The following is a 25,043-nucleotide window of genomic DNA, read 5'->3' on the forward strand; positions in this document are numbered from 1 at the left end:
TAGGGGAACGCCGTGACTACGGAATTCGATGCCACCCGCCTCGCGCCCGGCGCCACCAGCCTGGTCGATCGCCTGCGCGCGTCGTTGCGCATGGGGCCGGCGGGCGGCCGCGCCGGCGCGTTGAGCCGGCTCGCGATCGACGGCCTGCCCGATACCTGGACGCAACTGGAAGCCGGCGGCCTGTATGCGATCTACGCGGCCGCCGGCACGCCGGGCTGCGATGCGCTCGTGTGGGAAAGCGCGCGCCAGGCGCGCACGCGCGACGTCACGGTCGTGCTGGCGCGCGATCCGGCGCGCGTCGCCGCGCAGATGGCCTCGCTCGGCTTCGCGGGCGGCGCGCAGCCGGCCGGCTGGCCGCGCAACCTGAACGTATTGGCGATGCCGCCGGCGGCCGGGCCGGCCGACGACGGTGTGGATGCCGGTGCGGCCGGCGGCACGCCGCGTCGCGCGGCACCGGGCCCGTTCGCGCGGCTGACCGGCGGCTTGCGCGCGATGAAGCGCTACGGGCTGCATGCCCGTTCGCTGTATTTCGTCGAAGGCGCCCAGCGCTGGTTCAGCTGGGACGATCCGGTCGCGCTCGCGGACGAAGCGCACGCGCTGGCCGACTGGTGCCGCACGCGCCGGATCGCGCTCGTGCTGCTGCTCGACCCCGAAGCGACCCGCGCGGGCGGCGACGCGCGCGCCGACGATGCGCCGCTCGTGCGCGATGCCGATCGCACGCCGCGCAGCGGCTTTCACGGCATCTGCTCGGGCGTCGCGCAGTTGCAGCGCACGCATGGCGAGCTGCTGTGGATCGTCGATTTCTGGCGCGCGGGCGACACGCTCGCGGCCGGCGAGGTGCGGCCGCTGCGCTTCGCGCCGGGCGGCCGGCTGTCGGCGAGCGCCGATGGCGGCGCGACCGAACCGGCGCGCCGGATGAAGCTCGCGAGTGACGAGGATCGCGTGGTGGTCAGCCGCGCGGTGGTCGACGGCGCGAGCCGCGTGCCGGACGGCTGGGAGATCGTCGACGACAACGCGGCCGTCGTCGCCGCGTGCGCGAGCGCGCAGGCCGCGACCGCGGTACTCGTGTTCCGCTCGCATGCGCAACTCGAAGCGCTGTGCGCGGACGTGCACGCGCTGCGCCGGCAGTGCGGCGGCGCGCTGAAGATCGCGGTCGTCGAGCGCGGCGAGGTGCTGCGCCACCAGTTCGAGGTGCTCGTGCTGAGCGTCGGCGCGAACCGGGTCGTCGCGCGCGACTTGCCCGTCTCGCGGATGCAGGCCGCCGTGCATGCGCTGCGCGGCCAGCTCTACGCGCGGCCCGTCGCGGCCGACTATCGCGCGGCGCTCGCGGCCGCGCTCGGCGATTCGGTGCTCGGTTATCTGCCGGTCGGCGCGTTCTGCCAGCGGATTCGCGCGGTGCTCGATCGTGGCGCCGTGCTCGCGCTGCCGCATACGCTCGCGAAGCTCACGCTGTTGCCGGGCGTGTCGCACGTCGATGCGTTGCGGCACTGCCGGCCGCGCCGCGCGGGCGACGTCGTGACGGCCGATGCGGCGCACCTGTTCGTGTTCCTGTTCGCGTGCGAGCCGGTCGACGCCGACGATGCGCTCGCGCGGATTTTCGACGTGCCGGTCGATACGCTGTCCGACCGCGTCGTGTGCCTCGGGCAGGGCAGCATCGATACTGAGCTCGAGACGCTGAAGGCCGCGAACCGGCGCGCGCCGATCGCCGACTACAGCGACCTGTTCGCGGCGCCGCAGCCGGCGGGCGCCGCGCACGCATCGACCGCGCCCGCCGAGCCCGGTGCGGCGTTGCCCGACGCGGGCGAGGTGAGCGCCGCGATCGACGCGATCGATACCCTGGTCGCGCTCGACGCGATGGGCGTGCCGCAGCAGGCCACGCCCGCCGCCGTCGAGGCCGGCGTCGCGTCGACGCCGGACCCCGTCATTCCCGCCGCGCGTGCGCGCGGCGCCGTCCGCAGCGCGATGCCGCTGCGCAAGCAGGAGGACGCATGATCGCCGAACTCGTCATCGGCTTCATCGTCGGTATCGTGATCGCGGTGCCGGTATGGATCGTCGCGCAGCACCTCGGCGTCGGCCGCGGCTTCCACGCGCCGCGCGGCATCGACCGCCGCGACGCGGTGCCGTGCGCACTCGTGCCGGTCGCGCTGCGCGGCCGCCTGCTGCCGGGCGCCGGCAACGAAGGCGGCGAACTCAACGAGCGCGACAGCAAGGCGCCACGATGAAAACGATCGCCCTCACCTCGACGACGGGCGGCGCGGGCCGCACGACGCTCGCCGCCGCGCTCGCGGTACTGCTCGCGCGCCGCGGCCGGCCGGTCGTCGCCGTCGAATTCGATGCACAGAACCTGATGGGCGCGACGCTCGGCCTCGATACGCTGGCCGAACACGGTCTCGCGCACAGCCTGCTGGGCGGCGCCGAACCGTGGCACGCGCACACGTGGCGCAACGCAGACGGCGTGCTGTTCGTGCCGTACGGGCAAGTCGATGCGGCGGAGGCCGCCGCGTGCGATGCGCGGCTCGTGGCCGATCCGGCGTGGCTGCCGCGCGCGCTCGACGAGATCGCGCTGCCGGCCGATGGCGTCGTGCTGGTCGACACCGCCCGCTATCCGTCGCCGCAGGCCGCGCAGGCGATCCGTTGCGCGGACCTGACGCTCGTCGTCGTGCCGCCGGAGCCGGTCGCGTGCGCGACGACGGCCGCGCGGCTCGGCGCGTTGCGGGCCGGCCGCGGCGAACTGCAGATCGTCGTGAACCGGCTGAACCCGGCGCGCGACATGCAGCGCGACGCGCTGGCGATGCTGCGTGCGGTCGCGGGGCCGGCGTCGATGCTCGAGCAGCGCATCCACGTCGACGCGGCCGTGCCCGAGGCGCTCGCGCGCGGCAGCTGGATCTTCGACGACGCGCCGTATTCGCAGGCGTCGCACGACCTGAACGGCGTCGCGAACTGGGTCGACACGTGGCTCGCGGCGACCGTCGCGGGCCGTACCGGAGCCGCGCGATGAAGGCCGCGTTCGGCGCGCGACTGCGTGCGTTCGGCCGGCGCGTGGCCGACTGGTGCGCGCGCGGCATCGGGCTGCCGGCGGAACGCACGCGGGTGGACTGGCTCGTGCGGCTGTTTTTCCACGCGCCGCCGCCTGGCCGGCCCGATCACGTACGCCGCTGGGTGCGTGTCGCGTTCCTGCGGCTCGCGCACGACTGGGGCGTGCTGCAGCCGCTCAGCGTGCGCGAATGGCTGTGGCGCGCGATCGTGCGCGCGCCGCGCGTGGCCGACGGCCGTCCCGCGCGCGATCCGCTCGCGTGGTTCGACACGTTCGTGGTGCCCGTCTACGTGGCCGGGCGCGCGCTCGGCCGGCGCATCAACGCGATGCTCGAGCGTCTGCCGTGGGCGCGCTGGGGCGGCTGGCTCGATGCGCGCGCGAACGGCGTCGGCCGGCGCCGCTGGCTCGCGCCGCTGCTGCTGGTGGCCGGCGCGGTGCTGTGGGCCGCGGCCGGGATGTCGCCGCTGATGCCCGGCGCGCAGTTCGCGTTCTTCGCGATCGTCGCGGTGCTCGCGCTCGCGCTGCGCCGCCTGCCGGGCCATTTGCCGACCCTTGCGCTCGCGTCGCTCGCGCTGCTCGCGGCGGTGCGCTACGTGTGGTGGCGCACGACCCAGACGCTCGACTTCCGCAGCCCGGTCGAAGCCGTCGCCGGTTACCTGCTGTATGGCGCCGAAGCCTATACGTGGATGATCCTGCTGCTCGGCTTCGTGCAGACCGCGTGGCCGCTCGACCGGCCGATCGTGCCGCTGCCCGACGATCCGGACAACTGGCCGACCGTCGACGTCTATATCCCGACCTACAACGAGCCGCTGTCGGTCGTGAAGCCGACCGTGTTCGCCGCGCAGAGCATCGACTGGCCGAGCGCGAAACTGCGCGTATACCTGCTCGACGACGGCCGCCGTCCGGAATTCGCGGCATTCGCGGCCGAGGCCGGCATCGATTACCTGACGCGCGACGACAACCTTCACGCGAAGGCCGGCAACATCAACCGCGCACTGCCGAAGACGCACGGCGAGTACATCGCGATCTTCGACTGCGATCACGTGCCGACGCGCTCGTTCCTGCAGACGACGATGGGCGTGTTCCTGCGCGACCCGAAGTGCGCGCTCGTGCAGACGCCGCACCATTTCTTCTCGCCCGATCCGTTCGAGCGCAACCTCGGCACGTTCCGCGAGATCCCGAACGAGGGCAACCTGTTCTACGGCCTCGTGCAGTCCGGCAACGACCTGTGGAACGCGACGTTCTTCTGCGGCTCGTGCGCGGTGCTCAAGCGCAGCGCGCTGGAGGAGGTCGGCGGCGTCGCGGTCGAGACCGTGACCGAGGATGCGCATACGGCGCTCAAGCTGCACCGGCGCGGCTATACGTCGGCGTACCTGCCGACCGTGCAGGCGGCCGGCCTCGCGACCGAAAGCCTTGCCGGCCACGTGAAGCAGCGCACGCGCTGGGCGCGCGGGATGGCGCAGATCTTCCGCATCGACAACCCGTTCCTCGGGCGCGGGCTCGGCCTGATCCAGCGGATCTGCTACGGCAACGCGATGCTGCATTTCTTCTACGGGATTCCGCGGCTGGTGTTCCTGACGATCCCGCTCGCGTACCTGTTCTTCCACCTGTACTTCATCAACGCGTCGTCGCTGGCGCTCGCGAGCTACGTGATCCCGTATCTCGTGCTTGCGAACATCGCGAACTCGCGGATGCAGGGCCGCTACCGGCATTCGTTCTGGGCCGAGGTCTACGAATCGGTGCTCGCGTGGTACATCGCGCTGCCGACCACCGTCGCGTTCTTCAGCCCGAAGCACGGCAAGTTCAACGTGACCGACAAGGGCGGCAAGATCGACGAAGGCTACGTCGACTGGTCGACGTCGAAGCCGTATCTCGTGCTGTTCGCGCTGAACGTGCTCGCGATCGCCGCCGGCCTGTGGCGGCTCGTGGCCGACCAGGGCGACGAGGCGTCGACGATCCTGATCACGCTCGGCTGGACCGTGTACAACCTCGCGATGCTCGGCGCGGCGCTGGCCGTCGCGCGCGAGACCAGGCAGGTGCGCGTCACGCACCGGATCGCGATGCGCGTGCCGGCGATGCTGCTGCTCGCCGACGGCTCGACCGCCGCGTGCTTCACGAGCGACTACTCGACCGGCGGCCTCGGGCTCGAAGCGGTGCCCGGGCTGCCGCTCGCCGTCGGCGACACGCTGACGGTGTGCGTGACGCGCGGCGACCGCGCGTTCCCGTTCCCGGTGCGCGTGACGCGCGTGACGTCGACCCATGTCGGCGTGAGCTTCGACGAACTGACGCTCGAACAGGAACGCCAGCTCGTGCAATGCACGTTCGGCCGCGCCGATGCGTGGCTCGACTGGCATGAAGGCGCGCGGCCCGACACGCCGCTCGGCGGGCTCAAGGAAGTGCTGCGGATCGGGCTGGACGGTTACGTACGAATGTGGAAGGGTGCGGCGCGCGGCGTGCAGACGATGCTCGCGCCGAAACTCGATCGCGCGCGCGACTGACGCGGCGCGCATCATGGAGTGGGTTAGATGACGTTCTGGAATCTGTATTTCATCCTGAAGTTCGCGCTGTTCGCGACCGGGCACCTGCAGCCGTTCTGGCTCGCGAACCTCGCATTCGCGGTGGCGCTGGTGGCGAGCGCGCCGCTGCGCGCGCGTGCGTGGCGCATCGTCCGGCAGGTCGTGGCGATCGCGATCGCGGTGCCGCTGCTCGCGCGCGAGCTGCATGCGCCGCCGCTCGCCCGTCTCGCGGAGGCCGCGCGCGAAGTCAGCACGTTCCGCGTCGACTACTGGATGGAACTGCTGCCGCGTCTGTTGCCGCCGGTGCTGGCGCTGACGATCGTCGGCGTGCTGATCGTCTATTTCATCGTCAATCGCTGGCTGCGCGTCGCGACGTTCGTGCTGGCCGTGCTGATCGTGATGCCGCTGTGGCAGGCCGGCAGCGGGCTGATGGCGCGCGTCGTCGCGCCGGCCCAGCCGCAGGCGAACGTGGCGGGCGCCACGCGCGTCGACCAGCCCGAGGACCACAACGCGGCGCTCGCGACGTTCCGCGCGCAGGAGTCGCAGCGGCAGGTCGCGTTCGGCCATCTCGGCAGCGATCCGGCCGCGCAGTTCGACGTGATCGTGTTGCACATCTGCTCGCTGTCTTGGGACGACCTCGATGCGGCGAAGGTGCGCAACCACCCGATGCTGAGCCACTTCGACTACCTGTTCACGAACTTCAGCACGGCCGCGAGCTATAGCGGCCCGGCGGCGATCCGCGTGCTGCGCGCGAGCTGCGGGCAGGAAGCGCATGCGGACCTGTACAAGCCCGCACCGCAGCAGTGCCATTTGTTCTCGCAACTGGCGGGCGCGGGCTACACCGTGCAGTCGCTGCTGAACCACGACGGCCATTTCGACAACTTCCTGCAGGTGATCCACGACAACATCGGCGTGGCCGATGCGCCGATGATCTCGAACGCGGCGGCGCCCGTCGCGATGCACGCGTTCGACGGCTCGGCGATCAAGGACGACTACGCGACGCTCGCGAACTGGTACGCGCAGCGTGCGGCGGTGCCGGGGCCGGTCGCGCTGTACTACAACACGATCAGCCTGCACGACGGCAACCGCGTCGTCGGCAGCGCGCTGACGAGCATCGACTCGTATCCGCAGCGCGCGACGAAAATGATGACCGATTTCGATCGTCTCGCCGACCTGATCGCGCAATCGGGCCGCCGCGCGGTGATCGTGTTCGTGCCCGAGCACGGCGCCGCGTTGCGCGGCGACAAGAACCAGGTCGCGGGCCTGCGCGAGATTCCGACGCCGCGCATCGTGCACGGGCCGGTCGGCGTGCGGCTCGTCGGCTTCGCCGGCAACCACGGCGCGACGACCGTGATCGAGCAGCCGACCAGCTTCCTCGCGCTCGCGCAGTTGCTGTCGAACCTCGTGTCGAACAGCCCGTTCAAGCCGGGCGCGACGCTCGCGCAATACGCGGCCGATTTGCCGCGCACGCGGATGATCGGCGAGAACGAGGGCACGGTGACGATGCAGACGGCCGCGGGTTACGCGGTGAAAACTCCGGATGGCGTATGGATCGACGAACAGTAACGATCGCCGGCGAAGGCGACGACGAGCGCCTGTCGCAACCGAACGACGTGATCGGCCTCGCGCGGCATCTGCCCGCGCTCGATCCCGAACGCTATGTCGACGAACAGGCGCGCCGCGCGTTCGATGCGTCGCTCGATCGCTGGCCGACGCTCGCGAAGCTGATGGGACTGAAGCGGTAAACGCACGACGGCCGGCGTGGCGGCCGGCCGTCGTCGGTGGGGCGGGGCGCGCCGCTTACTGCGTCCGGCGTTCCGGCTGGCGCGTCCATTCGCCTTCTTCGCCCGGCACCTTGCCGAACGTCTGATCGGCCCATGCGGCACGCGCCGCGTCGATCTTCGCGCGGTCGCTCGACACGAAATTCCATTCGATGAACCGCTCGCCCGGCAGGTGGGCGCCGCCGAGCAGCATCGCGCGTGCGCCGTGCGCGCTCGCGAGCGCGACGGTCGCGCCCGGTTCGAGCACGGCCATCGTCGCCGGGGCGAGCGGCGTGCCGTCGACGGTGAGGTCGCCGTCGACGAGATATACGCCGCGTTCGTCGTGCTCCGCATCGAGCGCGAGCTGCCCGCCCGACGCGAATTCCGCAACCGCATAAAGCGTGGGCGAGAACACGGCGACCGGCGACGCGAGTCCGAACGCGGTGCCCGCGATCACGCGCACGGTCGCGCCGTCGCGCGTGAACGACGGCAGCGTGTCGGCCGCGTGGTGGACGAACGCGGGCGCGGTGTCTTCATGCTCGACCGGCAGCGCGACCCAGGTCTGGATGCCGTGTACCGGCTGCTCGCGCGGCCGATCCTCGTCGGGCGAGCGCTCCGAATGCACGATGCCGCGGCCGGCCGTCATCCAGTTCACGTCGCCCGGCACGATCTTCTGCCGGAAGCCGAGGCTGTCGTGATGCATCAGCGAGCCGTCGAACAGGTAAGTGACGGTCGCGAGCCCGATGTGCGGATGCGGCAGCACGTCGATGCCGCGGCCGGCCGGCAGCACCGCGGGCCCCATTTCGTCGAAGAAGATGAACGGGCCGACGAGGCGCGCGGCGCGCGCGGGCAGCACGCGGCGCACGACGAGGTTGCCGATGTCGCTTTCGCGCGGCGTGAGCAGGGTCTTGATCGAGGCGGACATGACGGGAATCTCGTGACGGTGGCGGGCAGCGATCAGGCGATCGCCGTGTCGATCGTGATCGGATGCGTGAGGATCTTGTGGACCGGGCACGCGTTCGCGATCTGCAGCAGGCGTTCGCGCTGCTCGTCGGTCAGGTCGCCGTCGAGCGTGATGCGGCGCACGATCGTGCTGCCTGCGCTGCCCGATTCGTGCGCGAGCTTCACGTGCACTTCGGCGAGCGGCCAGCCCTTTCGTTGCGCATACATCTTCAGCGTGATCGCGGTGCAGGCACCGAGGCTCGACAGCAGCAGCGCGACGGGCGTCGGCGCCGCATCGCCGCCGCCGAGCGACGCGGGTTCGTCGGCGCGCCACTGATGGACGCCGTCGGTGAAGTGGACGAGGTAATCGACCGAGCCGATGCTCGCTTCGACGGACAGTTCGCTCATTGCGGTTCCAGGTGGGAAAGGGGACGGGCCGGGCAGGCCGGACGTTACGGTTCGAGCAGGCGCTGCAGCCGCAGCTCCTCGAAATCGAGTTCCGATTCTATGCGGTGCAGTACCGCGTCGTCGACCTTGCCGTCGCGATGCAGGTCGAGCAGCGCGCGGCGCGATATGCCGACGAGCTCGAGTTCGACGCGCAGCATGCGGGCGCGCACGCCGGCCGGTTCGGCGCCTTGCCGGTGCGCGCGTTCGTTGAACGTGACGCGGTTGCGGTATTCGGCGAGCAGGCGGTCGAGCGACGGCTGCTCGAGCGCCGAGCCGTGCTGCCCGAGCGTATCGAGTTCGGCGAGCGCCGCGCCGAACGTGTGCGCGCGCACCGCATGTTCGGACATCGTGTGGCGCGCGGCCGGGCGCAGCTTCAGCACGCGAATGAGCGGCGCGAGCGTGCCGCCCTGCACGACGAGCGTTGCGATGATCAGCAGGAAGGTACTGAACAGGATCAGGTCGCGGCCGGGGAAGTTGGCCGGCAGCGCGATCGCGGCCGCGAGGCTCACGACGCCGCGCATGCCCGACCAGCCGAGCACGACGGCTTCGCGCCACGACCACGGCGTGTGGCCCGCGCGCCGCGCACGCAGGCGGCCCGGCAGCCACATCGCGACGAACACCCACACGACGCGCGCACCGATCGCGGCGGCCGTCGCCGGCAGCGCGACCCGCAGGCCGGCCATCAGCACCGCGCCTTCGTGGTTCACGCGTGCGAGGATCGCATGCAGCGCGAGGCCGATCAGGATGAACACGAGCGCGTCGAGCACGAACACGATCGCCTCCCACGTCGCCTTCGCCTTGATCCGCATGTCGGCGTTGAACACCCGATGCTGGCGCACGCCGAGCACGAGCCCGCAGGTGACGACCGACAGCACGCCCGAGCCGTCGACGGCTTCCGCGATCCCGTAGCTGCCCCATGCCATCGCGAACGTCACGACGATGCCGAGCATCGGATCGCGCAGGCGCGGCAGCACCCAGCACATCGCGTGGCCGCACGCGAGGCCGACCGCGATGCCGATCAGCGTGAGCGAGAAGAACAGGCCGGTGGCACTGGCCGCCGTGATCGACACGGCGAGCGCGGCCGACACGGCCATCTGGTACAGCAGCAGGCCCGACGCATCGTTGACGAGACTTTCGCCCTCGAGCACCGCGACGAGCCGCGCGGGCAGCGGGTGGCGTTGCAGGATCGCCTTCGCGGCGACCGCGTCGGGCGGCGACACGATCGCGCCGAGCGTGAAGCACGCGGCCCACGGCAGCGCGGGATTCGCCGCATGCACGGCGAGCGCGACCGCGACGGTCGTGAACGCCACGGCGCCGAGCGCGAGCGACGCGATCGACGCGAGTTCCTGCCGGAATTCCTTCCACGCGGTGTAGAACCCGCTCGACATCAACAGCGGCGGCAGCACGGCCGCGAGCAGCAGCGCCGGGTCCATGTCGGGCACGCGCTTGCCCGCGACGGCGACCACGCAGCCGCCGAGCAGCAGCACGACGGCCGGCGGAATCGAAATCCGCTCGGCGAGCCAGGTGAGGGCGCCCGCGCCGCAGATCAACAGCAGCAGGTAATGGAACAGCTCGACGTTGGTCATGCGCGGCCGGCGGCGATGGGGTGGATCACGAAGGCTTGCGGTCGTTCGCGGCGCCGCCCGGCAGCGCGCCGAACATGTGCTGGCTGCACTGTGCGTCGCGCCATGCGGTGTTCAGCCGATGGCCGGACAACATCCGGCGCGCGACGGGCAGGATCTGTTCGCCGGCCAGCATGCCGAGCAGGCCGGTGAGCGCGATGAGCGGCGGCGCCGGCGAATTCACGCCGAGTGCGCCGTAGATGACGCCCGCGAGGAGGCCGGCGATCAGCGACAGGAAATACGGTTTCATGGTGAGCTTCCGTGAGGGCCGACGGGCGGCGCGGTGCATGCCGTCAAGAACTTGAAAGCGTAGCGGGTTTGCGTGAAGAAAAAAAGGGCGGGCAGCCCCGAACGGGCATTCGTTCAGGAATCGGATCGATTCCATTTCTTGGGTGTTCGCGCCGTGCGTTTGCGGCTTAAATATTTCGGCCCGGATGACGATCCGGCGTCGACGCACACCAGGCTCCTCCCGTTTTCACGGTCGAGGCAGGCCCCCCTTTTTCCGTTCACAGGACCCCATTCGCCATGAGCAACCCGAAGCTTGAAGTACTGACGCCGCACAACAGCCAGCTGATCTTCATCGACCAGCAGCCGCAGATGGCGTTCGGCGTGCAGTCGATCGATCGCCAGACGCTGAAGAACAACGTCGTCGGGCTCGCGAAGGCCGCGAAGGTCTTCGACATCCCGACCACGATCACGACGGTCGAAAGCGACAGCTTCTCGGGCCACACCTATCCCGAGCTGCTCGACGTGTTCCCGAACCAGAAGACGCTCGAACGGACGTCGATGAATTCGTGGGACGACCAGAAGGTGCGCGACGCGCTCGCCGCGAACGGTCGCAAGAAGGTGATCGTGTCGGGGCTGTGGACCGAGGTCTGCAATACGACGTTCGCGCTGTGCGCGATGCTCGAGGGCGACTACGAGATCTACATGGTCGCCGACGCGTCGGGCGGCACGTCGCAGGCCGCGCACGATTTCGCGATGCAGCGCATGGTGCAGGCCGGCGTGGTGCCGGTCACGTGGCAGCAGGTCCTGCTCGAGTGGCAGCGCGACTGGGCGCGCCGCGACACGTACGACGCCGTGATGGCGATCGCGAAGGAGCACTCGGGCGCATACGGGATGGGCGTCGACTACGCGTACACGATGGTCCACAAGGCGCCGCAGCGCACCGCGACGCCGCACGAGTCGATTCCGGCCGTGCCCGCGAAGTAACGGGCCGGCGGCCGCGCTGGCCGCGCCGGAGGCGGCGAGCGCCTGCCACCGCTCATCACGCGTTCAGGCGGCGGGCAGCGCCCACGGCGCGTGCGCGAAGCGTTCCGCGAGGAAGTCGAGCAGCACCGTCACGCGCGCGGCGCGCAGCATGCCGGGCGGCGTGACGAGGTTCACGTTGATGTCCGCGATCTTCCAGTCGCTCATCACTTCCTCGAGCTCGCCGCGCTGCATCGCGTCCCACACGAGGAACTCGGGCTGCAGCGCCAGGCCGTGACCGCCGACGAGCGCGGGGAGGATCACGTCCGCGTTGTTGGTGCGGATGCGCCCGTGGACGGACACGCCGACTTCGTCGCCCGACGCCGGATGGCGGAAGCGCCAGTGCTCGGGGGTCGGCAAGTTGGTGTACGTGAGGCACACGTGCTGTTCGATGTCGCGCGGATGCGTGGGGCGGCCGCGCCGGTCGAGATACGCGGGCGATGCGACGAGCGGCCGGCGCACCGCGCAGAGGCGGCGCGAACGCAGCGTCGAATCGTTCAGCTCGGCGATGCGGATCGCGACGTCGAAGCCGCCCGACACGATGTCGACGATGTGATCGGTGAGCACGAGATCGATGTCGACGCGCGGATAGCGTTCGAGAAACGCGGGCAGCACCGGCGACAGATGGCGCAGCCCGAACGACATCGGCGCATTCACGCGCACGAGGCCGTGCGGCTCGAGCGCCTGCGCGGACGCTTCGTTCTCGATCAGCTCCGCATCGGCGAGCAGGCGGATCGCGCGGTCGCGCAGCAGTTCGCCGGTCGGCGTGAGCGACAGCTTGCGCGACGTGCGGTACAGCAGCATCGCGCCGAGGCGTTTTTCGAGGCGCGCGATCGCCTTCGACACGGTGGGTTGCGATACGCCGAGCAGGTCGGCGGCTTTCGCGAACGAACCGGTCTCCGCGACGCGCGCAAAGATGGCCCAGGCTTCGAGATCAGGAAGGTGTTGCATGGTCGGCGTGAATGGCAGGGAAGCGAAACGGATGCGATGCGCTGCGCAGGCGGCCTCGCGATGCCGGTGATTCTAATCCGGCCGGGAGAAAAAACGTTATGGAATCTTATCTAATTTCATTGGGCGCCGGCGCGCTGATCGGCGTCGTGTACAGCGTGATCAGGGTGCGCTCGCCGGCACCGCCGCTGATCGCGCTGGTGGGCCTCGCCGGCATGCTGGCCGGCGCGCAGGCCATCGCGCCGGTTCGTCACTGGCTCGGCTTCTGACCGCATCGAGGACATTTCATGAGCGCAACCGATACCCAACCCGATCTGATCCTGCACAACGGGCGCATCACGACGCTCGATCGTGCGAACCCGGTCGCGACCGCCGTCGCGATCAAGGACGGCCGCTTCGTCGCGGTCGGCGGCAATGCGGAGATCGTGCCGCTCGCGGGCCGTGCGACGAAGGTCGTCGACCTCGACGGCCGCACCGTGCTGCCGGGCCTGATCGACAACCATACGCACGTGATTCGCGGTGGCCTGAATTACAACCTGGAGCTGCGCTGGGACGGCGTGCGGTCGCTCGCGGTCGCGATGGAGATGCTCAAGCGCCAGGTCGCGATCACGCCCGCGCCGCAGTGGGTGCGTGTGGTCGGCGGCTTCACCGAGCACCAGTTCGCCGAGAAGCGGCTGCCGACGATCGCCGAACTCAATGCAGTCGCACCCGACACGCCGGTGTTCATCCTGCACCTGTACGACCGCGCGCTGCTGAACGCGGCCGCGCTGCGGGTGGTCGGCTACACGAAGGACACGCCGGAGCCGCCGGGCGGCACGATCCTGCGCGACGACGCGGGCAACCCCACCGGCCTGCTGCTCGCGAACCCGAACGCGACGATCCTCTACGCGACACTCGCGAAAGGCCCGAAGCTGCCGTTCGAGTATCAGTACAACTCGACGCGCCACTTCATGCGCGAGCTGAACCGGCTGGGCGTGACGGGCGTGATCGACGCGGGCGGCGGTTCGCAGAATTATCCCGACGATTACGAAGTGATCCGCAAGCTGCACGACGCGGGCGAGATGACGGTGCGGATCGCGTACAACCTGTTCACGCAGAAGCCGAATGCCGAGAAGGAAGACTTCGTGAACTGGACCAGGAGCGTCAAGTATCACGACGGCACCGACTATTTCCGTCACAACGGCGCGGGCGAGATGCTGGTGTTTTCCGCGGCCGACTTCGAGGATTTCCGCGTCGCGCGCCCGGACCTGCCCGCGCAGATGGAAGACGATCTCGAAGGCGTCGTGCGCGTGCTCGCGCAGAACCGCTGGCCCTGGCGCATGCACGCGACCTACGACGAAACGATCAGCCGCGCGCTCGACGTGTTCGAGAAGGTCAACGAAGACATCCCGCTCGACGGGCTGAACTGGTTCTTCGATCACGCGGAAACCATCTCCGAGCAATCGATGGACCGCATCGCCGCGCTCGGCGGCGGTATCGCGGTGCAGCACCGGATGGCGTACCAGGGTGAATACTTCGTCGAGCGCTACGGCGCGCAAGCCGCGGAGGCGACGCCGCCTGTCGCGAAGATGCTCGCGAAGGGGCTCAAGGTGTCGGCCGGCACGGACGCGACACGCGTCGCGTCGTACAACCCGTGGGTGTCGCTCGCGTGGCTCGTGACGGGCAAGACGGTCGGTGGCCTCAGAATGTATCCGCAGCGCAACCTGCTCGATCGCGAAACCGCGCTGCGGATGTGGACCGAATACGTGACGTGGTTCTCGAACGAAGAGGGCAAGAAAGGGCGCATCGCGGTCGGGCAACTGGCCGACCTGATGGTCCCCGATCGCGATTTCTTCACCTGCGCGGAGGACGATATCGTCGACACGAGCGCGTTGCTGACGGTGGTCGGCGGCAAGATCGTGTGGGGCGCGGGGCCGTTCGCGTCGCACGACGCGCCGATTCCGCCGGCGATGCCGGACTGGTCGCCGGTGCGCGAGTACGGCGGCTATGGCGGCTGGGGCGCGACGCAGCGCAACGGCGCGCCGTTGCAGCGCGCGGCAGCGGCCGCCGCGGCGTGCGGCTGTTCGAGCGCGTGCAACGTGCACGGGCATGCGCATGCGGGCGCATGGGGCCGCGCGTTGCCGACGTCGGACGCGAAGGGCTTCTGGGGCGCGTTCGGCTGTTCGTGCTGGGCGGTCTGACATGGCGGCCCCGACCCACCGCGGCGGCGCCGGCAATCCGGCGTGGGTCCGCGCGCTGCTCGCGCAGCCGGGGGTGCTGCCGCTCGCGCGGCTCGCGCTGGTGTCCGCATATCTGATCGGCGGCGTCGCGAAGGCGCTCGACTTTCACGGCGCGGTGGCGGAGCAGGCGCATTTCGGCCTGCAGCCGGCTGCGCTGTGGGCGGCGCTGGCGATCGCGGTCGAGATCGCCGGCTCGCTGTGCGTGGTGTTCAACCGCTTCACGTGGCTCGGCGCCGGCAGCCTCGGCATGCTGACGCTGGTCGCGATGGCCGTGGCCAACGATTTCTGGAACCGGACGGGCGCCGAGCATTTCATGGCGCTCAACAGCTTTTTCGAGCATCTCGGGCTGATCGCGGCACTCGTGCTCGCGACCCGGCTCGCCGATGCACCGCACGCGGCCGATGATGGCCGCTCCAATCGATGACGATGCAACAACCAGGAAAGCCTTTCATGAAAACGATTCGTTCAGTGCTGCTCGCCGCGATGTGCGCGGGCGGCCTTGCCGGTGCGCCGGCGGCGTTCGCGAAACCGCCGGTGCCGCCGGCGGTCGCGCCGACGGTGGCGGTCGGTCCGCAGTACGACACGACCCACGTGTGCGTCGCGCCGGAAGACTTCGACCGCTTCACCGACAGCTTCGTCGCGACGTTCGGCGGCACGAAGTCGAAGCAGGGCGTGTTCCAGGTCACGCCGACGCCGAGCCAGACGATGTCGCAGCTGGTGCTGACGCCGGTCGGCACGATCTCGGTATTCGGCTTCAAGACGCCGATCCCGTATCCGTTCTGCGCGGAACGCACCGGCTATCTCGTGACCGACATGGACGTCGCGGTGAAATCCGCGCGCGAGCACGGCGCCGACGTGATCGTCGACACGTTCCCCGATCCGATCGGCCGCGACGCGATCATCGCGTGGGCGGGCGACGTGAAGATGCAGCTCTACTGGCATACCCAGGCGCCGCACTACGACGCGTTGCAGACCATCCCCGAGAATCGCGTGTACGTGTCGCCGCAGAGCGTACGCAAGTTCGTGCACGATTTCGTCAAGTTCTCGAAGGGCAAGGTGGTGTCCGACGACCTGAAGGCGCCGGGCATCGAAATCGGCCGGCCGAACGACACGTACCGCCGCATTCGCATCGAATCGGGCTTCGGCAAGATGACCGTGCTCGCGACCGATGGTCACCTGCCTTACCCGTTCGGCCGCGAGATGACCGGCTACGAAGTGGCCGATCTCGCCGCGACGCTGAAGCAGGCACAGGCCGCGGGCGTGACGGTGCTCGTGCCGGCCTTCACGTCGGACGGCCGCGACGCGGCGCTCGTGCAGTTTCCGGGCGGCTACGTCGCCGAGATCCACGCGAGCGCGGCGCGATGAAGCACGAGGATACGATCCTTGCCGCGGTGGCCGGCTTCGTCGACACGCTGAGCTTCGTCGCGCTGTTCGGGCTGTTCACCGCGCACGTCACCGGCAACTTCGTGCTGATCGGCGCGGGCATCGCGGGCTTCGGCCAGGGCGTCGTGCTGAAGCTCAGCGTGTTTCCTGCGTTCGTGTGCGGCGTGATCGCGAGCAGCCTGATCGCGCGGTCGATGGCCGCGCGGCCGGCCTGGCAGGGCACGCGCATGCTGCACGCGGTGCAGGCCGTGCTGCTGCTCGGGTTCTGCGCGGCCGGCGTGTGGGCGACGCCCGTCACGCAACCGGACAGCCTGCCGGCGCTCGTGGCCGGCATCGTCGGCACGTTCGCGATGGGCGTGCAGAATGCGCATCCGCGCGTGATCGCGCGCGCGGGCGGCGTGCCGAACACGGTGATGACGGGCAACGTGACGCAGGCGATCCTCGATGCCGTCGACATGCTGTCGCCCGGCACGGCGGACAGCGCGCGTGCGACGGCGCGGGCGCGCTTCGCGAAGATGCTGCCGGCGATCGTCGCGTTCGCGCTCGGCGCGGCATGCGGCGCGCTCGGGTTTCGCGCCGTCGGGTTTCTTGCATTGCTCGCGCCCGTCGGTGCGCTGGCGGCGCTGGCGCTGGGGGCGGCGTCGCCAGCGGCCGGCACGACCCCGCGGGAGCCCGCATGATCGAGCGTCGGCGAAGCGGGCGCCGCGGCCGCCACTTCGAGCGGGCCGCGCGCGTGTCGATCGTCGCGGGATTGATGCTCTCGGGCGCCGACGCGGCGTTCGCGGAAACGGCAGCCGCGTCGGCGTCGACGCCGACATCGAGCGCGTCATCGGCCTCGGCGCCCGCGGCCACCAGCGCATCGACGTGCCCGGCCAAGCGTCCCGCAGTCCTGTTCAACCGCTGGCAGGAAGACTGGTCGGTGCTCGCGAATCCCTGTGTGCCGCGCGCGCCGCTCGACGGGCTGAAAGCCATTGCGCTCGGCAACGATCCGTCCTCCTATCTGTCGCTCGGCGTGAACCTGCGCGAGCGGCTCGAAACCAACGACGCGCCGCTGTTCGGCATCGGCGCCGCGCAATCGGATACGTACCTGATCCAGCGCGTCGAAGTGCATGCCGATGCGCATCTCGGCCGGCACTGGCAGTTCTTCGTGCAGTTGCAGGATGCGCGCGCGTTCGGCAAGAACACGATCGCGCCGGTCGACCGCAATCCGCTCGATCTCGAACAGGCGTTCGCGACCTACACGGGCGCGCTCGGCGGCGGCACGCTGAAGTTCCGCGTCGGCCGTCAGGAGATGGCGTTCGACTTGCAGCGCTTCATCGCCGCGCGCGACGGCCCGAACGTGCGGCAGGCGTTCGATGCGGTGTGGGTCGACTACGAGTATCGGAAGTGGCGCTTCATCGCGTATGCGACGCAGCCGGTGCAGAACCGTACCGTGTCCACGTTCGACGACGTGTCGAATCGCGATCTCACGTTCAGCGGCGTGCGCTTCGAGCGGCAGTCGGTCGGGCCGGGCGATCTGTCCGGCTACTGGTCGCGCTACAACCGCGGCCACGGGCGTTTCCTCGACGCGAGCGGCCCCGAGCATCGCGACGTGTGGGACGTCCGCTACACGGGCACGCACGGCCGCTTCGACTGGGACCTCGAAACGATGCTGCAGACGGGCACGGTCGGCAACGACACGATCGCCGCATGGGCCGTCGGTTCGATCGCCGGCTACCGGCTCGACGCGCCGTGGTCGCCGCGCATCGCGCTGCAGGTCGACGCGGCGTCGGGCGACCGGCATCCGCGCGATGGCCGGATCGGCACGTTCAATCCGCTGTTTCCGAACGGCTACTACTTCACGCTCGCCGGCTACACCGGCTACTCGAACCTGATCCACGTGAAGCCGTCCGTGACGCTGAAGCCGTCGCCGAACCTGTCGCTGCTCGGCGCGCTCGGCTTCCAGTGGCGCGAGACGACCGGCGACGCCGTCTACCAGCAGGGCAATGCGGTCGTGCCGGGTACCGCGGGCAAGGGCGGGTTGTGGACGGGGATGTACGTGCAGCTGCGTGCGGACTGGACGATCGCCGCGAACCTGATCGGCGCGCTCGAGGCCGTGCATTTCCAGGTCGGCGATGCGATCCGGCAGGCGGGCGGGCACAACGCCGACTACGTCGGCGTCGAGCTGAAGTACGGCTGGTAAGGCAAGCGCGCAGTCACGCGGACCCATGAACAAGGGCGGCCAGAAGGCCGCCCTTCGTTCGTTCGGAGCCGGCATCGCCGCCGGCTCGTTCGCGGTGACCGCGATGCGATTACAGGTTCGGCGACAGCGCGAGCGCGTTCGTCAGGTCGCCCATCGGCTGGGCGCCGTTCGCCTTCAGCGCGTCGTCGCGTTGCTGCAGGCCGGCGAGGCGCGGCAGCGAGAAGCGGCGCGTGATGAAGCGCAGGATCGAACCCGTGTCGTACTGCGTGTGGTCGACGAAGCCCTTCTTCGCGAACGGCGACACGATCAGTGCCGGAATGCGGGTGCCCGGGCCCCAGCGGTCGGCGGTCGGCGGCGCGGCGTGATCCCAGAAGCCGCCGTTTTCGTCGTACGTGACGACCACGACCATGTTCTTCCACTGCGGGCTGGCCTGCAGGTGCGCGATCACATCGGCGATGTGCTGGTCGCCGGACGTGACGTCCGTGTAACCCGGATGCTCGTTCAGGTTGCCTTGCGGCTTGTAGAACGCGACCTGCGGCAGCGTGCCCGCGTCGATTGCCTTGATGAACTCCGCGCCGTTCGCGCCACCGTCGAGCAGGTGCTGCGCGCGGCTCGCGGTGCCCGGCGCCTGGTTCGCGAAATAGTTGAACGGTTGGTGGTGCGGCTGGAAGTTCGGCGTCGACAGGTCGGCGCCGTAGATCACGTTCGATGTGCCGTTCTGGCTCGCCTGCAGCGCCTGGCCCCACGCGCCGCCATACCACGCCCACGACACGCCCGCGTTGGTCATCAGGTCGCCGATGTTGGTCGCCGTCTGCGGCGGCATCGTCGACGGATTGGCCGGGTCGGCCAGCAGCGGATCGCCGCCCGCGGCCGCCTTGTTGCCGCTCGGCTGATACGCCGGCTGCATCGTGTTGATGCCGTAGAAGTCCGGCGTCAGCGCGCCGTCGTTGACGAACTTCGGCGGCCCGCTCAGCGCGGAAGCCGGCGAGTTCGTCGCGACCTTCAGCGACTTGCCGTCGGCGTTCAGCACGGCGATCTTGCCGGCCGCCGGGCTCTTGTCGGCGTTCGGGTAGTACGGCGCGCACGCGCAGATCAGGTACTGGTGGTTCAGGAACGAGCCGCCGAACGCGCCCATGAAGAAGTTGTCGGCGAGCACGTACTGCTGCGCGATCTTCCACAGCGGCAGCTTCGACGGATCGGCCGTGTAGTGGCCCATCGTCAGGCCGCCCGCGTCGGTCCATGCGGCGTACATGTCGTTCTTGCCGCCGTTGATCTGCATCTGGTCCTGGTAGAAGCGGTGCACGATGTCGCGCGTCGCGATGCTCATCGACTGGTTGAAGCCGTTCGGATCGTCGATCGCGAACGGCGCGTTCGGCAGGTTCGCCGTCATCGCCTCGGTCACCGCCGGCGTGATGCCGGTCGCGGTCAGGCCGCCCCAGATCTTCGGCAGCGTCGCCATCGTCGAGCCGTCGCGGTCCTTCTGCACCGAATTCGCGGCCGTCGCGTTCTGCAGACCGTTCGCGCCCGGGAAGTTGCCGTACAGGTTGTCGAAGCTGCGGTTTTCCGCGTAGATCACGACGACGTTCTTGACGGCCGACAGGCCCTGCTGCGTCACGTCGTCGCCGCCGCAGGCGGTCAGGCTGAGCGCGGCCGCAAGGGCGATCGGCGTGTAGCGAATCCAGGCGTGCTTCTTCATGCGATGTTCTCTCTCATTCGTCGTTGGTCGCGTGTGGGAACCGGGTGGCGGAGGGCCGGCGCGCGAACCTCGCGGTACCGCCCGGCTGCGCGCATTATCTGGAACCGATTTGACAGCCGGGTGTAGGGACGCTTTCAATTGACTGTCGGTTGAACGTCATCCAACGGTCACGGAACTGACATAAGCTCCGGCCGATTGCCCACCGCTACCAGAACAACGACGATGCACACCTTTCTGAAATCCTTCGCGTTCGCGCGGTCGCTGGTCCCCGCCGCGGCGACGCTCGCGGTGGCTGGCGCGCTCGCCGCGCTCGCCGCGCTCGCCGGTTGCGACGCGCAGCCCGGCACGACCGCGTCGGCCGCGTCCGTCGTCCCGGCGGCGCAGGCTGCTCCGGCCGCCCCGGCGGTCGCGCCGGCTCGCCAGCCGCAGACGCGCGCGCAGGTGTTCGAGGGCGTGAAGCAGATGACGGCGCTCGGCAAGCAGCTGTTCTTCGATCCGTCGCTGTCCGGGTCCGGCAAGCTCGCTTGCGCGTCGTGCCATAGCGCCGAGCATGCGTTCGGGCCGCCGAACGCGCTGTCGGTGCAGTTGGGCGGCGACGACATGCACCGTACCGGCTTTCGCGCGGTGCCGTCGCTGAAGTACCTGCGCGGCATCCCGCCGTTCAGCGAGCACTTCCACGATTCGCCGGACGAAGGCGACGAAAGCGTCGACGCGGGTCCGACCGGCGGGCTGACCTGGGACGGCCGCGTCGATACGCGCGATGCGCAGGCGCGCATTCCGCTCCTGTCGCCGTTCGAGATGAGCAGCTCGCCTGCGCGGGTCGCGAAGGCGGTCCGCGCCGCGCCGTATGCCGACGCGTTTCGCAAGGCGTTCGGCGACCAGGTGCTCGGCGACGACCGGGCGACGTTCGATGCGGTGCTGCGCGCGCTCGATGCATTCCAGCAGCAGCCGGCGCTGTTCGATCCGTACACGAGCAAATACGACGCATATCTGGCCGGCCACGCGCAGCTCACACCCGCCGAGTTGCACGGGCTGCAGCTGTTCAACGACGAGAAGAAGGGCAATTGCGCGAGCTGCCACATCAGCCAGCGCACGCTCGAAGGCGGCCCGCCGCAGTTCAGCGATTTCGGGCTGATCGCGATCGCGGTGCCGCGCAACCGCGCGCTGCCGGTCAATCGCGACCCGCGCTTTTACGATCTCGGCGCCTGCGGTCCCGAACGCACCGACCTGAAGGGGCGCGACGAATTCTGCGGACTGTTCCGCACGCCGTCGCTGCGCAACGTCGCGCTGCGCAAGACGTTCTTCCACAACGGCGTGTATCACTCGCTCGAGGACGTGATGCGCTTCTACGTCGAACGCGACATCCATCCGGAGAAGTTCTACCCGGTCGTGCACGGCAAGGTGCAGATCTACGACGACCTGCCGAAGCGCTACTGGCCGAACATCAACCGCGAAGCGCCGTTCGACCGCAAGCGCGGCGACCAGCCCGCGCTGAATGCGGCCGAGATCAAGGACGTGATCGCGTTCCTGGGCACGCTGACTGACGGATATCAGCAAACGGCCGTCGCCGCCAAGCCCTAGAAGGCCTTCATCGCAGCACGCATGCTATGCTCGCTCGCTGACGGACGCGGTGCGTGCCGGTTCGCCGGCATGCACCGCGCCTTTCGATCGAACATCCAAGGAGAAAAACATGTCGATGCGTGCATCCCTTTCCGTCGTCACGCGCGTGCTGGCCGGCGCCGCGTGCGCAGCCGCGATGCTGCCCGCCCACGCGCAGAACAACCTGAACTTCCTGAACGACACGCCGATCAGCTATTTCAGCAAGACCGACCGCGCGTCGCTTTCCAAGGCAGTCGTGCAGGCGCGCGACGAAGGCAAGGACGGCGAAACCACGACGTGGCAGAGCAGCGGCCGCGGCACGCAGATCGACGCGAAGCTCACGCCGAGCACGACCGAGACGGACGGCAAGACCTGCCGCGAAGTCGCGACCGAAATCACCGCGAAGGGCCAGACGATGACGCTCAAGCCCGTCTATTGCAAGACGGCCGCGGGCAAGTGGCAGCTGCAGAAGCGCTGAGCACGCGCATGACGAAGCGGGGCGGCGCGCCGCGCACGGTATCGTGCGGCGTCGTGATCCTCGATGCGGCCGGTCGCGTGTTCCTCGCGCATGCGACGGACACCACGCACTGGGACATCCCGAAGGGGCAGGGCGAACCAGGCGAGACGCCGGCCGACGCCGCGCTGCGCGAACTGCTGGAGGAAACCGGCATCGCGTTCGCGCCGGCGCGGTTGCTCGATCTCGGCCGCTTCGCGTACCGGCACGACAAGGACCTGCACCTGTTCGCGGTGCAGGTGGCCGACGGCGAAATCGATCCCGCGCACTGCACGTGCACGTCGCTGTTTCCGAGCCGTCGCGACGGCTCGATGATTCCCGAGATGGACGCGTACCGCTGGACCGTGCCGGGCGACATCGACACCTATGCGAGCCGCAGTCTCGCGCGGCTGTTTCGCACGAAGCTGTCGCTGGCGGACTTGCATCGGCGGTTGTCGGGCGCGTGAACGGGCGCCGCGGCTTCCGTTTTCGCCTGCCGTTCTTCGGCCCGCGCCCATGAAAAAACCGGCTCCAGGGCCGGTTTTTTCATGCCGAGGCAGCGGCGGCTTGCGAGCCGCGCGCTACCGCGCGGAGCACGCCGTCAGGCCGGCTTGCCCCAGCTGTCGCGCAGCCCGACGATCCGGTTGAACACCGGCTTGCCCGGCTTCGAATCGACACGGTCTGCAACGAAGTAGCCGTGGCGCTCGAACTGCAGGCGCGTTTCCGGCGCGACGTCGCCGTTGCCCGGCTCGAGGTACGCCTGCACGATCTTCTTCGAATCGGGGTTCAGCGCCTCGAGGAAGTTCGCGCCGCCCGCGTCCGGGTGCGGCTCCTTGAACAGGCGGTCGTAGATCCGCACTTCGGCCGGCTGCGCGTGCTTCGCGCTGACCCAGTGGATGTTGCCCTTTACCTTGTACGTGTTCGCGCCTTCGGTGCCCGACTTGCTGTCCGGGAAGTAGTTGCAGTGCACGGCCGTCACGTTGCCGTCGGCGTCCTTGTCGAAGCCCGTGCATTCGATCACGTAGCCGTAGCGCAGGCGGACCTTGTTGCCGGGGAACAGGCGGAAATAGCCCTTCGGCGGATTCTCGACGAAATCCTCGCGCTCGATCCACAGTTCGCGCGAGATCGGGAACGTGCGCACGCCGCGGTCCGGATGGTGCGGATGCACGGGCGCCGTGCACGCTTCCTCGAGGTCTTCCGGATAGTTGTCGATCACGAGCTTCAGCGGATCGAGCACCGCGACCGTGCGCGCCGCCTTGTCGTCGAGGTCGTCGCGCAGCGCGCCTTCGAAGATGCTCATGTCGATCCACGAATCGATCTTCGTCACGCCGATCCGCTCGCAGAACAGGTGGATGCTCTCCGGCGTGAAGCCGCGGCGGCGCACGCCGACGATCGTCGGCATCCGCGGGTCGTCCCAGCCGTCGACGTGGCCTTCGGTGACGAGCTGCAGCAGCTTGCGCTTGCTGGTGATCGCGTACGTGAGGTTCAGCCGCGAGAATTCGATCTGTTGCGGCAGCGGGCGCGTGAACACGCCGGCTTCCGCGAGTTCGTTCAGCACCCAGTCGTACAGCGGGCGGTGATCCTCGAATTCGAGCGTGCACAGCGAATGCGTGATGCCTTCGAGCGCATCCGAGATGCAGTGCGTGTAGTCGTACATCGGATACACGCACCATGCGTCGCCGGTGCGGTAGTGGTGCGCGTAGCGGATCCGGTAGATCACCGGGTCGCGCATGTTCATGTTCGGCGACGCCATGTCGATCTTCGCGCGCAGCACGTGCTCGCCTTCCTTGAACTCGCCGGCCTTCATCCGGCGGAACAGGTCGAGGTTCTCTTCCGGCGTGCGCTCGCGGAACGGCGACGGCTTGCCGCCCTCGGTCAGCGAGCCGCGGTTCGCGCGCATTTCGTCGGCGCTCTGGCTGTCGACGTACGCCTTGCCACGCTTGATCAGCAGCTCGGCGAACTCGTACAGCTTGTCGTAGTAGTCGCTCGCGAAATACTGATGATCGACCGCGTCCTTGCGCCAGTCGAAGCCGAGCCAGCGCACCGCGTCGACGATCGAGTCGACGTATTCGACGCTTTCCTTTTCCGGGTTCGTGTCGTCGAAGCGCAGGTGGCACACGCCGCCGTAGTCGCGCGCGACGCTGAAGTTCAGGCAGATGCTCTTCGCGTGACCGATGTGCAGATAGCCGTTCGGCTCGGGCGGGAAGCGCGTCTCGACGCGGCCGCCCCATTTGCCGGTGCGGTTGTCGTCGTCGATGATGTTACGGATGAAATTGGAAGCCGCGGGGGCGTCGTTGCGTTCGGTGCTCATGCGGTTGGCGTCAGGTTGTGTCGGCGCGTCGCGCCGGTTTAATCCTGTAATTCTACCTGACCGGGGTCCGTCCCGCGCGGCCTGCCGGTCCGGCGCCGTCCGTTCGCGGTGCGTACCGCAATATATCGAGTGTGTGTCGGCTGTAACACGACGTAAATCGGATTGCCGGCGCCGTTCGGGTTTTCCTATGATGGCTTTACCGATTCAATGCCGCCATTCGCAATTTTTGCGTGGCGGGAGGAAGCCAATAATCATGATGAAGAAGACCACTTTTCTCGTTCGTACCGCGGTGATCGTCGCGGCCCTGTCGCAACTCGGCGCATGCGCGATGACGCATACGCAACGCAATGCCGGGATCGGCGCGGCCGCGGGCGGCGCGCTCGGCTACCTGATCACGGGCGGCCCGGTCGGCACGGTGGCCGGCGCGGCGGCAGGCGGCCTGGTCGGCGCCGGCGTCCGCTGACCCCGCCGGCAGGCGCCCGCGACGCGGGCGCCACGCATGCCGGCCGGTCGTGACGCCTGCCTGAGTGCATCACGACCCGCACGAACGTCACGCACATCCCCCGGATTTCGACAGGCACCATCAGGGAGAGGCGGGTGTGCGACACTGCGTCGACGCTACAACACGATTCCATTCGTCGAC

The 25,043-nt window shown here is 69.2% G+C and carries 24 protein-coding genes; 17 read left to right on the forward strand and 7 right to left on the reverse strand.

Annotation, left to right across the window (positions count from 1 at the left end; translation table 11 throughout):
- Positions 1-12: 12 nt before the first annotated feature.
- Genes bcsE through KU887_RS07405 form a run of 6 tightly spaced genes read left to right on the forward strand, consistent with a single transcriptional unit; the run spans position 13 to position 7,295 of the window.
- A complete protein-coding gene (gene bcsE, locus KU887_RS07380) occupies positions 13-1,992 on the forward strand; it encodes a cellulose biosynthesis protein BcsE (protein WP_258255390.1) in 1,980 nt (659 codons plus the stop codon).
- Positions 1,989-2,222 carry a hypothetical protein gene (locus tag KU887_RS07385; RefSeq protein ID WP_012492530.1) on the forward strand — a complete coding sequence of 78 codons (234 nt, stop codon included), beginning with the start codon at positions 1,989-1,991 and terminating at the stop codon, positions 2,220-2,222. The genes bcsE and KU887_RS07385 overlap by 4 nt, the downstream gene beginning before the upstream one ends.
- Positions 2,219-2,998 (forward strand): cellulose biosynthesis protein BcsQ, encoded by a 780-nt coding sequence (gene bcsQ, locus KU887_RS07390; protein WP_034200701.1) that lies wholly within the window; start codon positions 2,219-2,221, stop codon positions 2,996-2,998. Before KU887_RS07385 ends, bcsQ begins: the two co-directional genes overlap by 4 nt.
- Entirely contained in the window at positions 2,995-5,532 is a 2,538-nt protein-coding gene (gene bcsA / locus KU887_RS07395; protein WP_060263226.1) for a UDP-forming cellulose synthase catalytic subunit, read from the forward strand. The genes bcsQ and bcsA overlap by 4 nt, the downstream gene beginning before the upstream one ends.
- Positions 5,533-5,559: 27 nt before the next feature.
- Positions 5,560-7,116: a cellulose biosynthesis protein BcsG gene (gene bcsG / locus KU887_RS07400; RefSeq protein WP_258255391.1), complete on the forward strand. Its 1,557-nt coding sequence runs from the start codon at positions 5,560-5,562 to the stop codon at positions 7,114-7,116.
- The gene (locus KU887_RS07405; protein ID WP_006482672.1) at positions 7,098-7,295 is read left to right on the forward strand and encodes a hypothetical protein; all 198 of its coding nucleotides are present in this window, start codon (positions 7,098-7,100) and stop codon (positions 7,293-7,295) included. The genes bcsG and KU887_RS07405 overlap by 19 nt, the downstream gene beginning before the upstream one ends.
- A gap of 55 nt (positions 7,296-7,350) precedes the next feature.
- On the opposite strand, the gene KU887_RS07410 is transcribed toward KU887_RS07405, so the two are convergent.
- The 4 genes from KU887_RS07410 to KU887_RS07425 are packed head-to-tail and all read right to left on the reverse strand — an operon-like array spanning position 7,351 to position 10,571.
- Complete coding sequence (locus tag KU887_RS07410; RefSeq protein WP_058901365.1) at positions 7,351-8,235, reverse strand: pirin family protein; 885 nt, start codon at positions 8,233-8,235, stop codon at positions 7,351-7,353.
- A gap of 32 nt (positions 8,236-8,267) precedes the next feature.
- Positions 8,268-8,660, reverse strand: coding sequence for an OsmC family protein (locus KU887_RS07415; protein ID WP_006482674.1), 393 nt, complete (start codon positions 8,658-8,660; stop codon positions 8,268-8,270).
- A gap of 44 nt (positions 8,661-8,704) precedes the next feature.
- Positions 8,705-10,285 carry a sodium:proton antiporter gene (locus KU887_RS07420; RefSeq protein ID WP_006482678.1) on the reverse strand — a complete coding sequence of 527 codons (1,581 nt, stop codon included), beginning with the start codon at positions 10,283-10,285 and terminating at the stop codon, positions 8,705-8,707.
- Between the two features lie 25 nt (positions 10,286-10,310).
- A complete protein-coding gene (locus KU887_RS07425; protein WP_006482681.1) occupies positions 10,311-10,571 on the reverse strand; it encodes a XapX domain-containing protein in 261 nt (86 codons plus the stop codon).
- A gap of 275 nt (positions 10,572-10,846) precedes the next feature.
- On the opposite strand from KU887_RS07425, the gene KU887_RS07430 reads away from it, so the two are divergent.
- Entirely contained in the window at positions 10,847-11,533 is a 687-nt protein-coding gene (locus tag KU887_RS07430) for a hydrolase (RefSeq protein WP_006482670.1), read from the forward strand.
- Between the two features lie 63 nt (positions 11,534-11,596).
- Here KU887_RS07430 and KU887_RS07435 read toward each other — a convergent pair whose 3' ends face one another.
- Positions 11,597-12,520 (reverse strand): LysR family transcriptional regulator, encoded by a 924-nt coding sequence (locus KU887_RS07435; RefSeq protein ID WP_006482668.1) that lies wholly within the window; start codon positions 12,518-12,520, stop codon positions 11,597-11,599.
- A gap of 98 nt (positions 12,521-12,618) precedes the next feature.
- On the opposite strand from KU887_RS07435, the gene KU887_RS07440 reads away from it, so the two are divergent.
- From KU887_RS07440 to KU887_RS07465, 6 genes are read left to right on the forward strand one after another with little or no spacing between them, the layout of a single operon-like run.
- Entirely contained in the window at positions 12,619-12,786 is a 168-nt protein-coding gene (locus tag KU887_RS07440) for a DUF1427 family protein (protein WP_006493101.1), read from the forward strand.
- An 18-nt stretch (positions 12,787-12,804) separates the two neighbouring features.
- Positions 12,805-14,697 carry an amidohydrolase gene (locus KU887_RS07445; protein WP_258255392.1) on the forward strand — a complete coding sequence of 631 codons (1,893 nt, stop codon included), beginning with the start codon at positions 12,805-12,807 and terminating at the stop codon, positions 14,695-14,697.
- Between the two features lies 1 nt (position 14,698).
- Positions 14,699-15,160, forward strand: a complete 462-nt coding sequence (locus tag KU887_RS07450) for a DoxX family protein (RefSeq protein ID WP_006482676.1) — start codon at positions 14,699-14,701, stop codon at positions 15,158-15,160.
- Between the two features lie 26 nt (positions 15,161-15,186).
- The gene (locus tag KU887_RS07455) at positions 15,187-16,101 is read left to right on the forward strand and encodes a glyoxalase (protein ID WP_196445995.1); all 915 of its coding nucleotides are present in this window, start codon (positions 15,187-15,189) and stop codon (positions 16,099-16,101) included.
- Complete coding sequence (locus KU887_RS07460; RefSeq protein ID WP_006497734.1) at positions 16,098-16,799, forward strand: YoaK family protein; 702 nt, start codon at positions 16,098-16,100, stop codon at positions 16,797-16,799. Before KU887_RS07455 ends, KU887_RS07460 begins: the two co-directional genes overlap by 4 nt.
- Positions 16,796-18,301 carry an alginate export family protein gene (locus tag KU887_RS07465; RefSeq protein WP_069352003.1) on the forward strand — a complete coding sequence of 502 codons (1,506 nt, stop codon included), beginning with the start codon at positions 16,796-16,798 and terminating at the stop codon, positions 18,299-18,301. Before KU887_RS07460 ends, KU887_RS07465 begins: the two co-directional genes overlap by 4 nt.
- Positions 18,302-18,410: 109 nt before the next feature.
- Here KU887_RS07465 and KU887_RS07470 read toward each other — a convergent pair whose 3' ends face one another.
- A complete protein-coding gene (locus KU887_RS07470; RefSeq protein ID WP_006490385.1) occupies positions 18,411-19,997 on the reverse strand; it encodes an acid phosphatase in 1,587 nt (528 codons plus the stop codon).
- Between the two features lie 222 nt (positions 19,998-20,219).
- Between KU887_RS07470 and KU887_RS07475 the strand changes: the two genes are divergently transcribed.
- The 3 genes from KU887_RS07475 to KU887_RS07485 all read left to right on the forward strand — a co-directional run bounded on the left by KU887_RS07475 (position 20,220) and on the right by KU887_RS07485 (position 22,556).
- Positions 20,220-21,578, forward strand: coding sequence for a cytochrome-c peroxidase (locus KU887_RS07475; protein ID WP_077233820.1), 1,359 nt, complete (start codon positions 20,220-20,222; stop codon positions 21,576-21,578).
- Positions 21,579-21,687: 109 nt separating this feature from the next.
- Positions 21,688-22,074, forward strand: coding sequence for a hypothetical protein (locus tag KU887_RS07480; RefSeq protein ID WP_034200689.1), 387 nt, complete (start codon positions 21,688-21,690; stop codon positions 22,072-22,074).
- 8 nt (positions 22,075-22,082) lie between these two features.
- Complete coding sequence (locus tag KU887_RS07485; RefSeq protein WP_034200688.1) at positions 22,083-22,556, forward strand: NUDIX hydrolase; 474 nt, start codon at positions 22,083-22,085, stop codon at positions 22,554-22,556.
- A gap of 134 nt (positions 22,557-22,690) precedes the next feature.
- Here the strand turns inward: KU887_RS07485 and KU887_RS07490 are convergent, their stop codons facing one another.
- Entirely contained in the window at positions 22,691-24,400 is a 1,710-nt protein-coding gene (locus KU887_RS07490; RefSeq protein WP_006482253.1) for a glutamine--tRNA ligase/YqeY domain fusion protein, read from the reverse strand.
- A 253-nt stretch (positions 24,401-24,653) separates the two neighbouring features.
- On the opposite strand from KU887_RS07490, the gene KU887_RS07495 reads away from it, so the two are divergent.
- Entirely contained in the window at positions 24,654-24,863 is a 210-nt protein-coding gene (locus tag KU887_RS07495) for an ornithine acetyltransferase (protein ID WP_006497729.1), read from the forward strand.
- Positions 24,864-25,043: the final 180 nt, after the last annotated feature.

It is taken from the genome of Burkholderia sp. EMB26 (genome assembly GCF_024730645.1).
GTDB classification, from domain to species: Bacteria; Pseudomonadota; Gammaproteobacteria; order Burkholderiales; family Burkholderiaceae; genus Burkholderia; species Burkholderia cenocepacia.

What these genes read in the sequence shown, in the direction of transcription:
- KU887_RS07385 (WP_012492530.1), top strand. Translation starts at nt 1,989, where the DNA reads ATGATCGCCGAACTCGTCATCGGCTTCATCGTCGGTATCGTGATCGCG.
- bcsQ (WP_034200701.1), top strand. Translation starts at nt 2,219, where the DNA reads ATGAAAACGATCGCCCTCACCTCGACGACGGGCGGCGCGGGCCGCACG.
- bcsA (WP_060263226.1), top strand. Translation starts at nt 2,995, where the DNA reads ATGAAGGCCGCGTTCGGCGCGCGACTGCGTGCGTTCGGCCGGCGCGTG.
- bcsG (WP_258255391.1), top strand. Translation starts at nt 5,560, where the DNA reads ATGACGTTCTGGAATCTGTATTTCATCCTGAAGTTCGCGCTGTTCGCG.
- KU887_RS07405 (WP_006482672.1), top strand. Translation starts at nt 7,098, where the DNA reads ATGGATCGACGAACAGTAACGATCGCCGGCGAAGGCGACGACGAGCGC.
- KU887_RS07410 (WP_058901365.1), bottom strand. Translation starts at nt 8,235, where the DNA reads ATGTCCGCCTCGATCAAGACCCTGCTCACGCCGCGCGAAAGCGACATC.
- KU887_RS07415 (WP_006482674.1), bottom strand. Translation starts at nt 8,660, where the DNA reads ATGAGCGAACTGTCCGTCGAAGCGAGCATCGGCTCGGTCGATTACCTC.
- KU887_RS07420 (WP_006482678.1), bottom strand. Translation starts at nt 10,285, where the DNA reads ATGACCAACGTCGAGCTGTTCCATTACCTGCTGCTGTTGATCTGCGGC.
- KU887_RS07425 (WP_006482681.1), bottom strand. Translation starts at nt 10,571, where the DNA reads ATGAAACCGTATTTCCTGTCGCTGATCGCCGGCCTCCTCGCGGGCGTC.
- KU887_RS07430 (WP_006482670.1), top strand. Translation starts at nt 10,847, where the DNA reads ATGAGCAACCCGAAGCTTGAAGTACTGACGCCGCACAACAGCCAGCTG.
- KU887_RS07435 (WP_006482668.1), bottom strand. Translation starts at nt 12,520, where the DNA reads ATGCAACACCTTCCTGATCTCGAAGCCTGGGCCATCTTTGCGCGCGTC.
- KU887_RS07440 (WP_006493101.1), top strand. Translation starts at nt 12,619, where the DNA reads ATGGAATCTTATCTAATTTCATTGGGCGCCGGCGCGCTGATCGGCGTC.
- KU887_RS07445 (WP_258255392.1), top strand. Translation starts at nt 12,805, where the DNA reads ATGAGCGCAACCGATACCCAACCCGATCTGATCCTGCACAACGGGCGC.
- KU887_RS07450 (WP_006482676.1), top strand. Translation starts at nt 14,699, where the DNA reads ATGGCGGCCCCGACCCACCGCGGCGGCGCCGGCAATCCGGCGTGGGTC.
- KU887_RS07455 (WP_196445995.1), top strand. Translation starts at nt 15,187, where the DNA reads ATGAAAACGATTCGTTCAGTGCTGCTCGCCGCGATGTGCGCGGGCGGC.
- KU887_RS07460 (WP_006497734.1), top strand. Translation starts at nt 16,098, where the DNA reads ATGAAGCACGAGGATACGATCCTTGCCGCGGTGGCCGGCTTCGTCGAC.
- KU887_RS07465 (WP_069352003.1), top strand. Translation starts at nt 16,796, where the DNA reads ATGATCGAGCGTCGGCGAAGCGGGCGCCGCGGCCGCCACTTCGAGCGG.
- KU887_RS07470 (WP_006490385.1), bottom strand. Translation starts at nt 19,997, where the DNA reads ATGAAGAAGCACGCCTGGATTCGCTACACGCCGATCGCCCTTGCGGCC.
- KU887_RS07475 (WP_077233820.1), top strand. Translation starts at nt 20,220, where the DNA reads ATGCACACCTTTCTGAAATCCTTCGCGTTCGCGCGGTCGCTGGTCCCC.
- KU887_RS07480 (WP_034200689.1), top strand. Translation starts at nt 21,688, where the DNA reads ATGTCGATGCGTGCATCCCTTTCCGTCGTCACGCGCGTGCTGGCCGGC.
- KU887_RS07485 (WP_034200688.1), top strand. Translation starts at nt 22,083, where the DNA reads ATGACGAAGCGGGGCGGCGCGCCGCGCACGGTATCGTGCGGCGTCGTG.
- KU887_RS07490 (WP_006482253.1), bottom strand. Translation starts at nt 24,400, where the DNA reads ATGAGCACCGAACGCAACGACGCCCCCGCGGCTTCCAATTTCATCCGT.
- KU887_RS07495 (WP_006497729.1), top strand. Translation starts at nt 24,654, where the DNA reads ATGATGAAGAAGACCACTTTTCTCGTTCGTACCGCGGTGATCGTCGCG.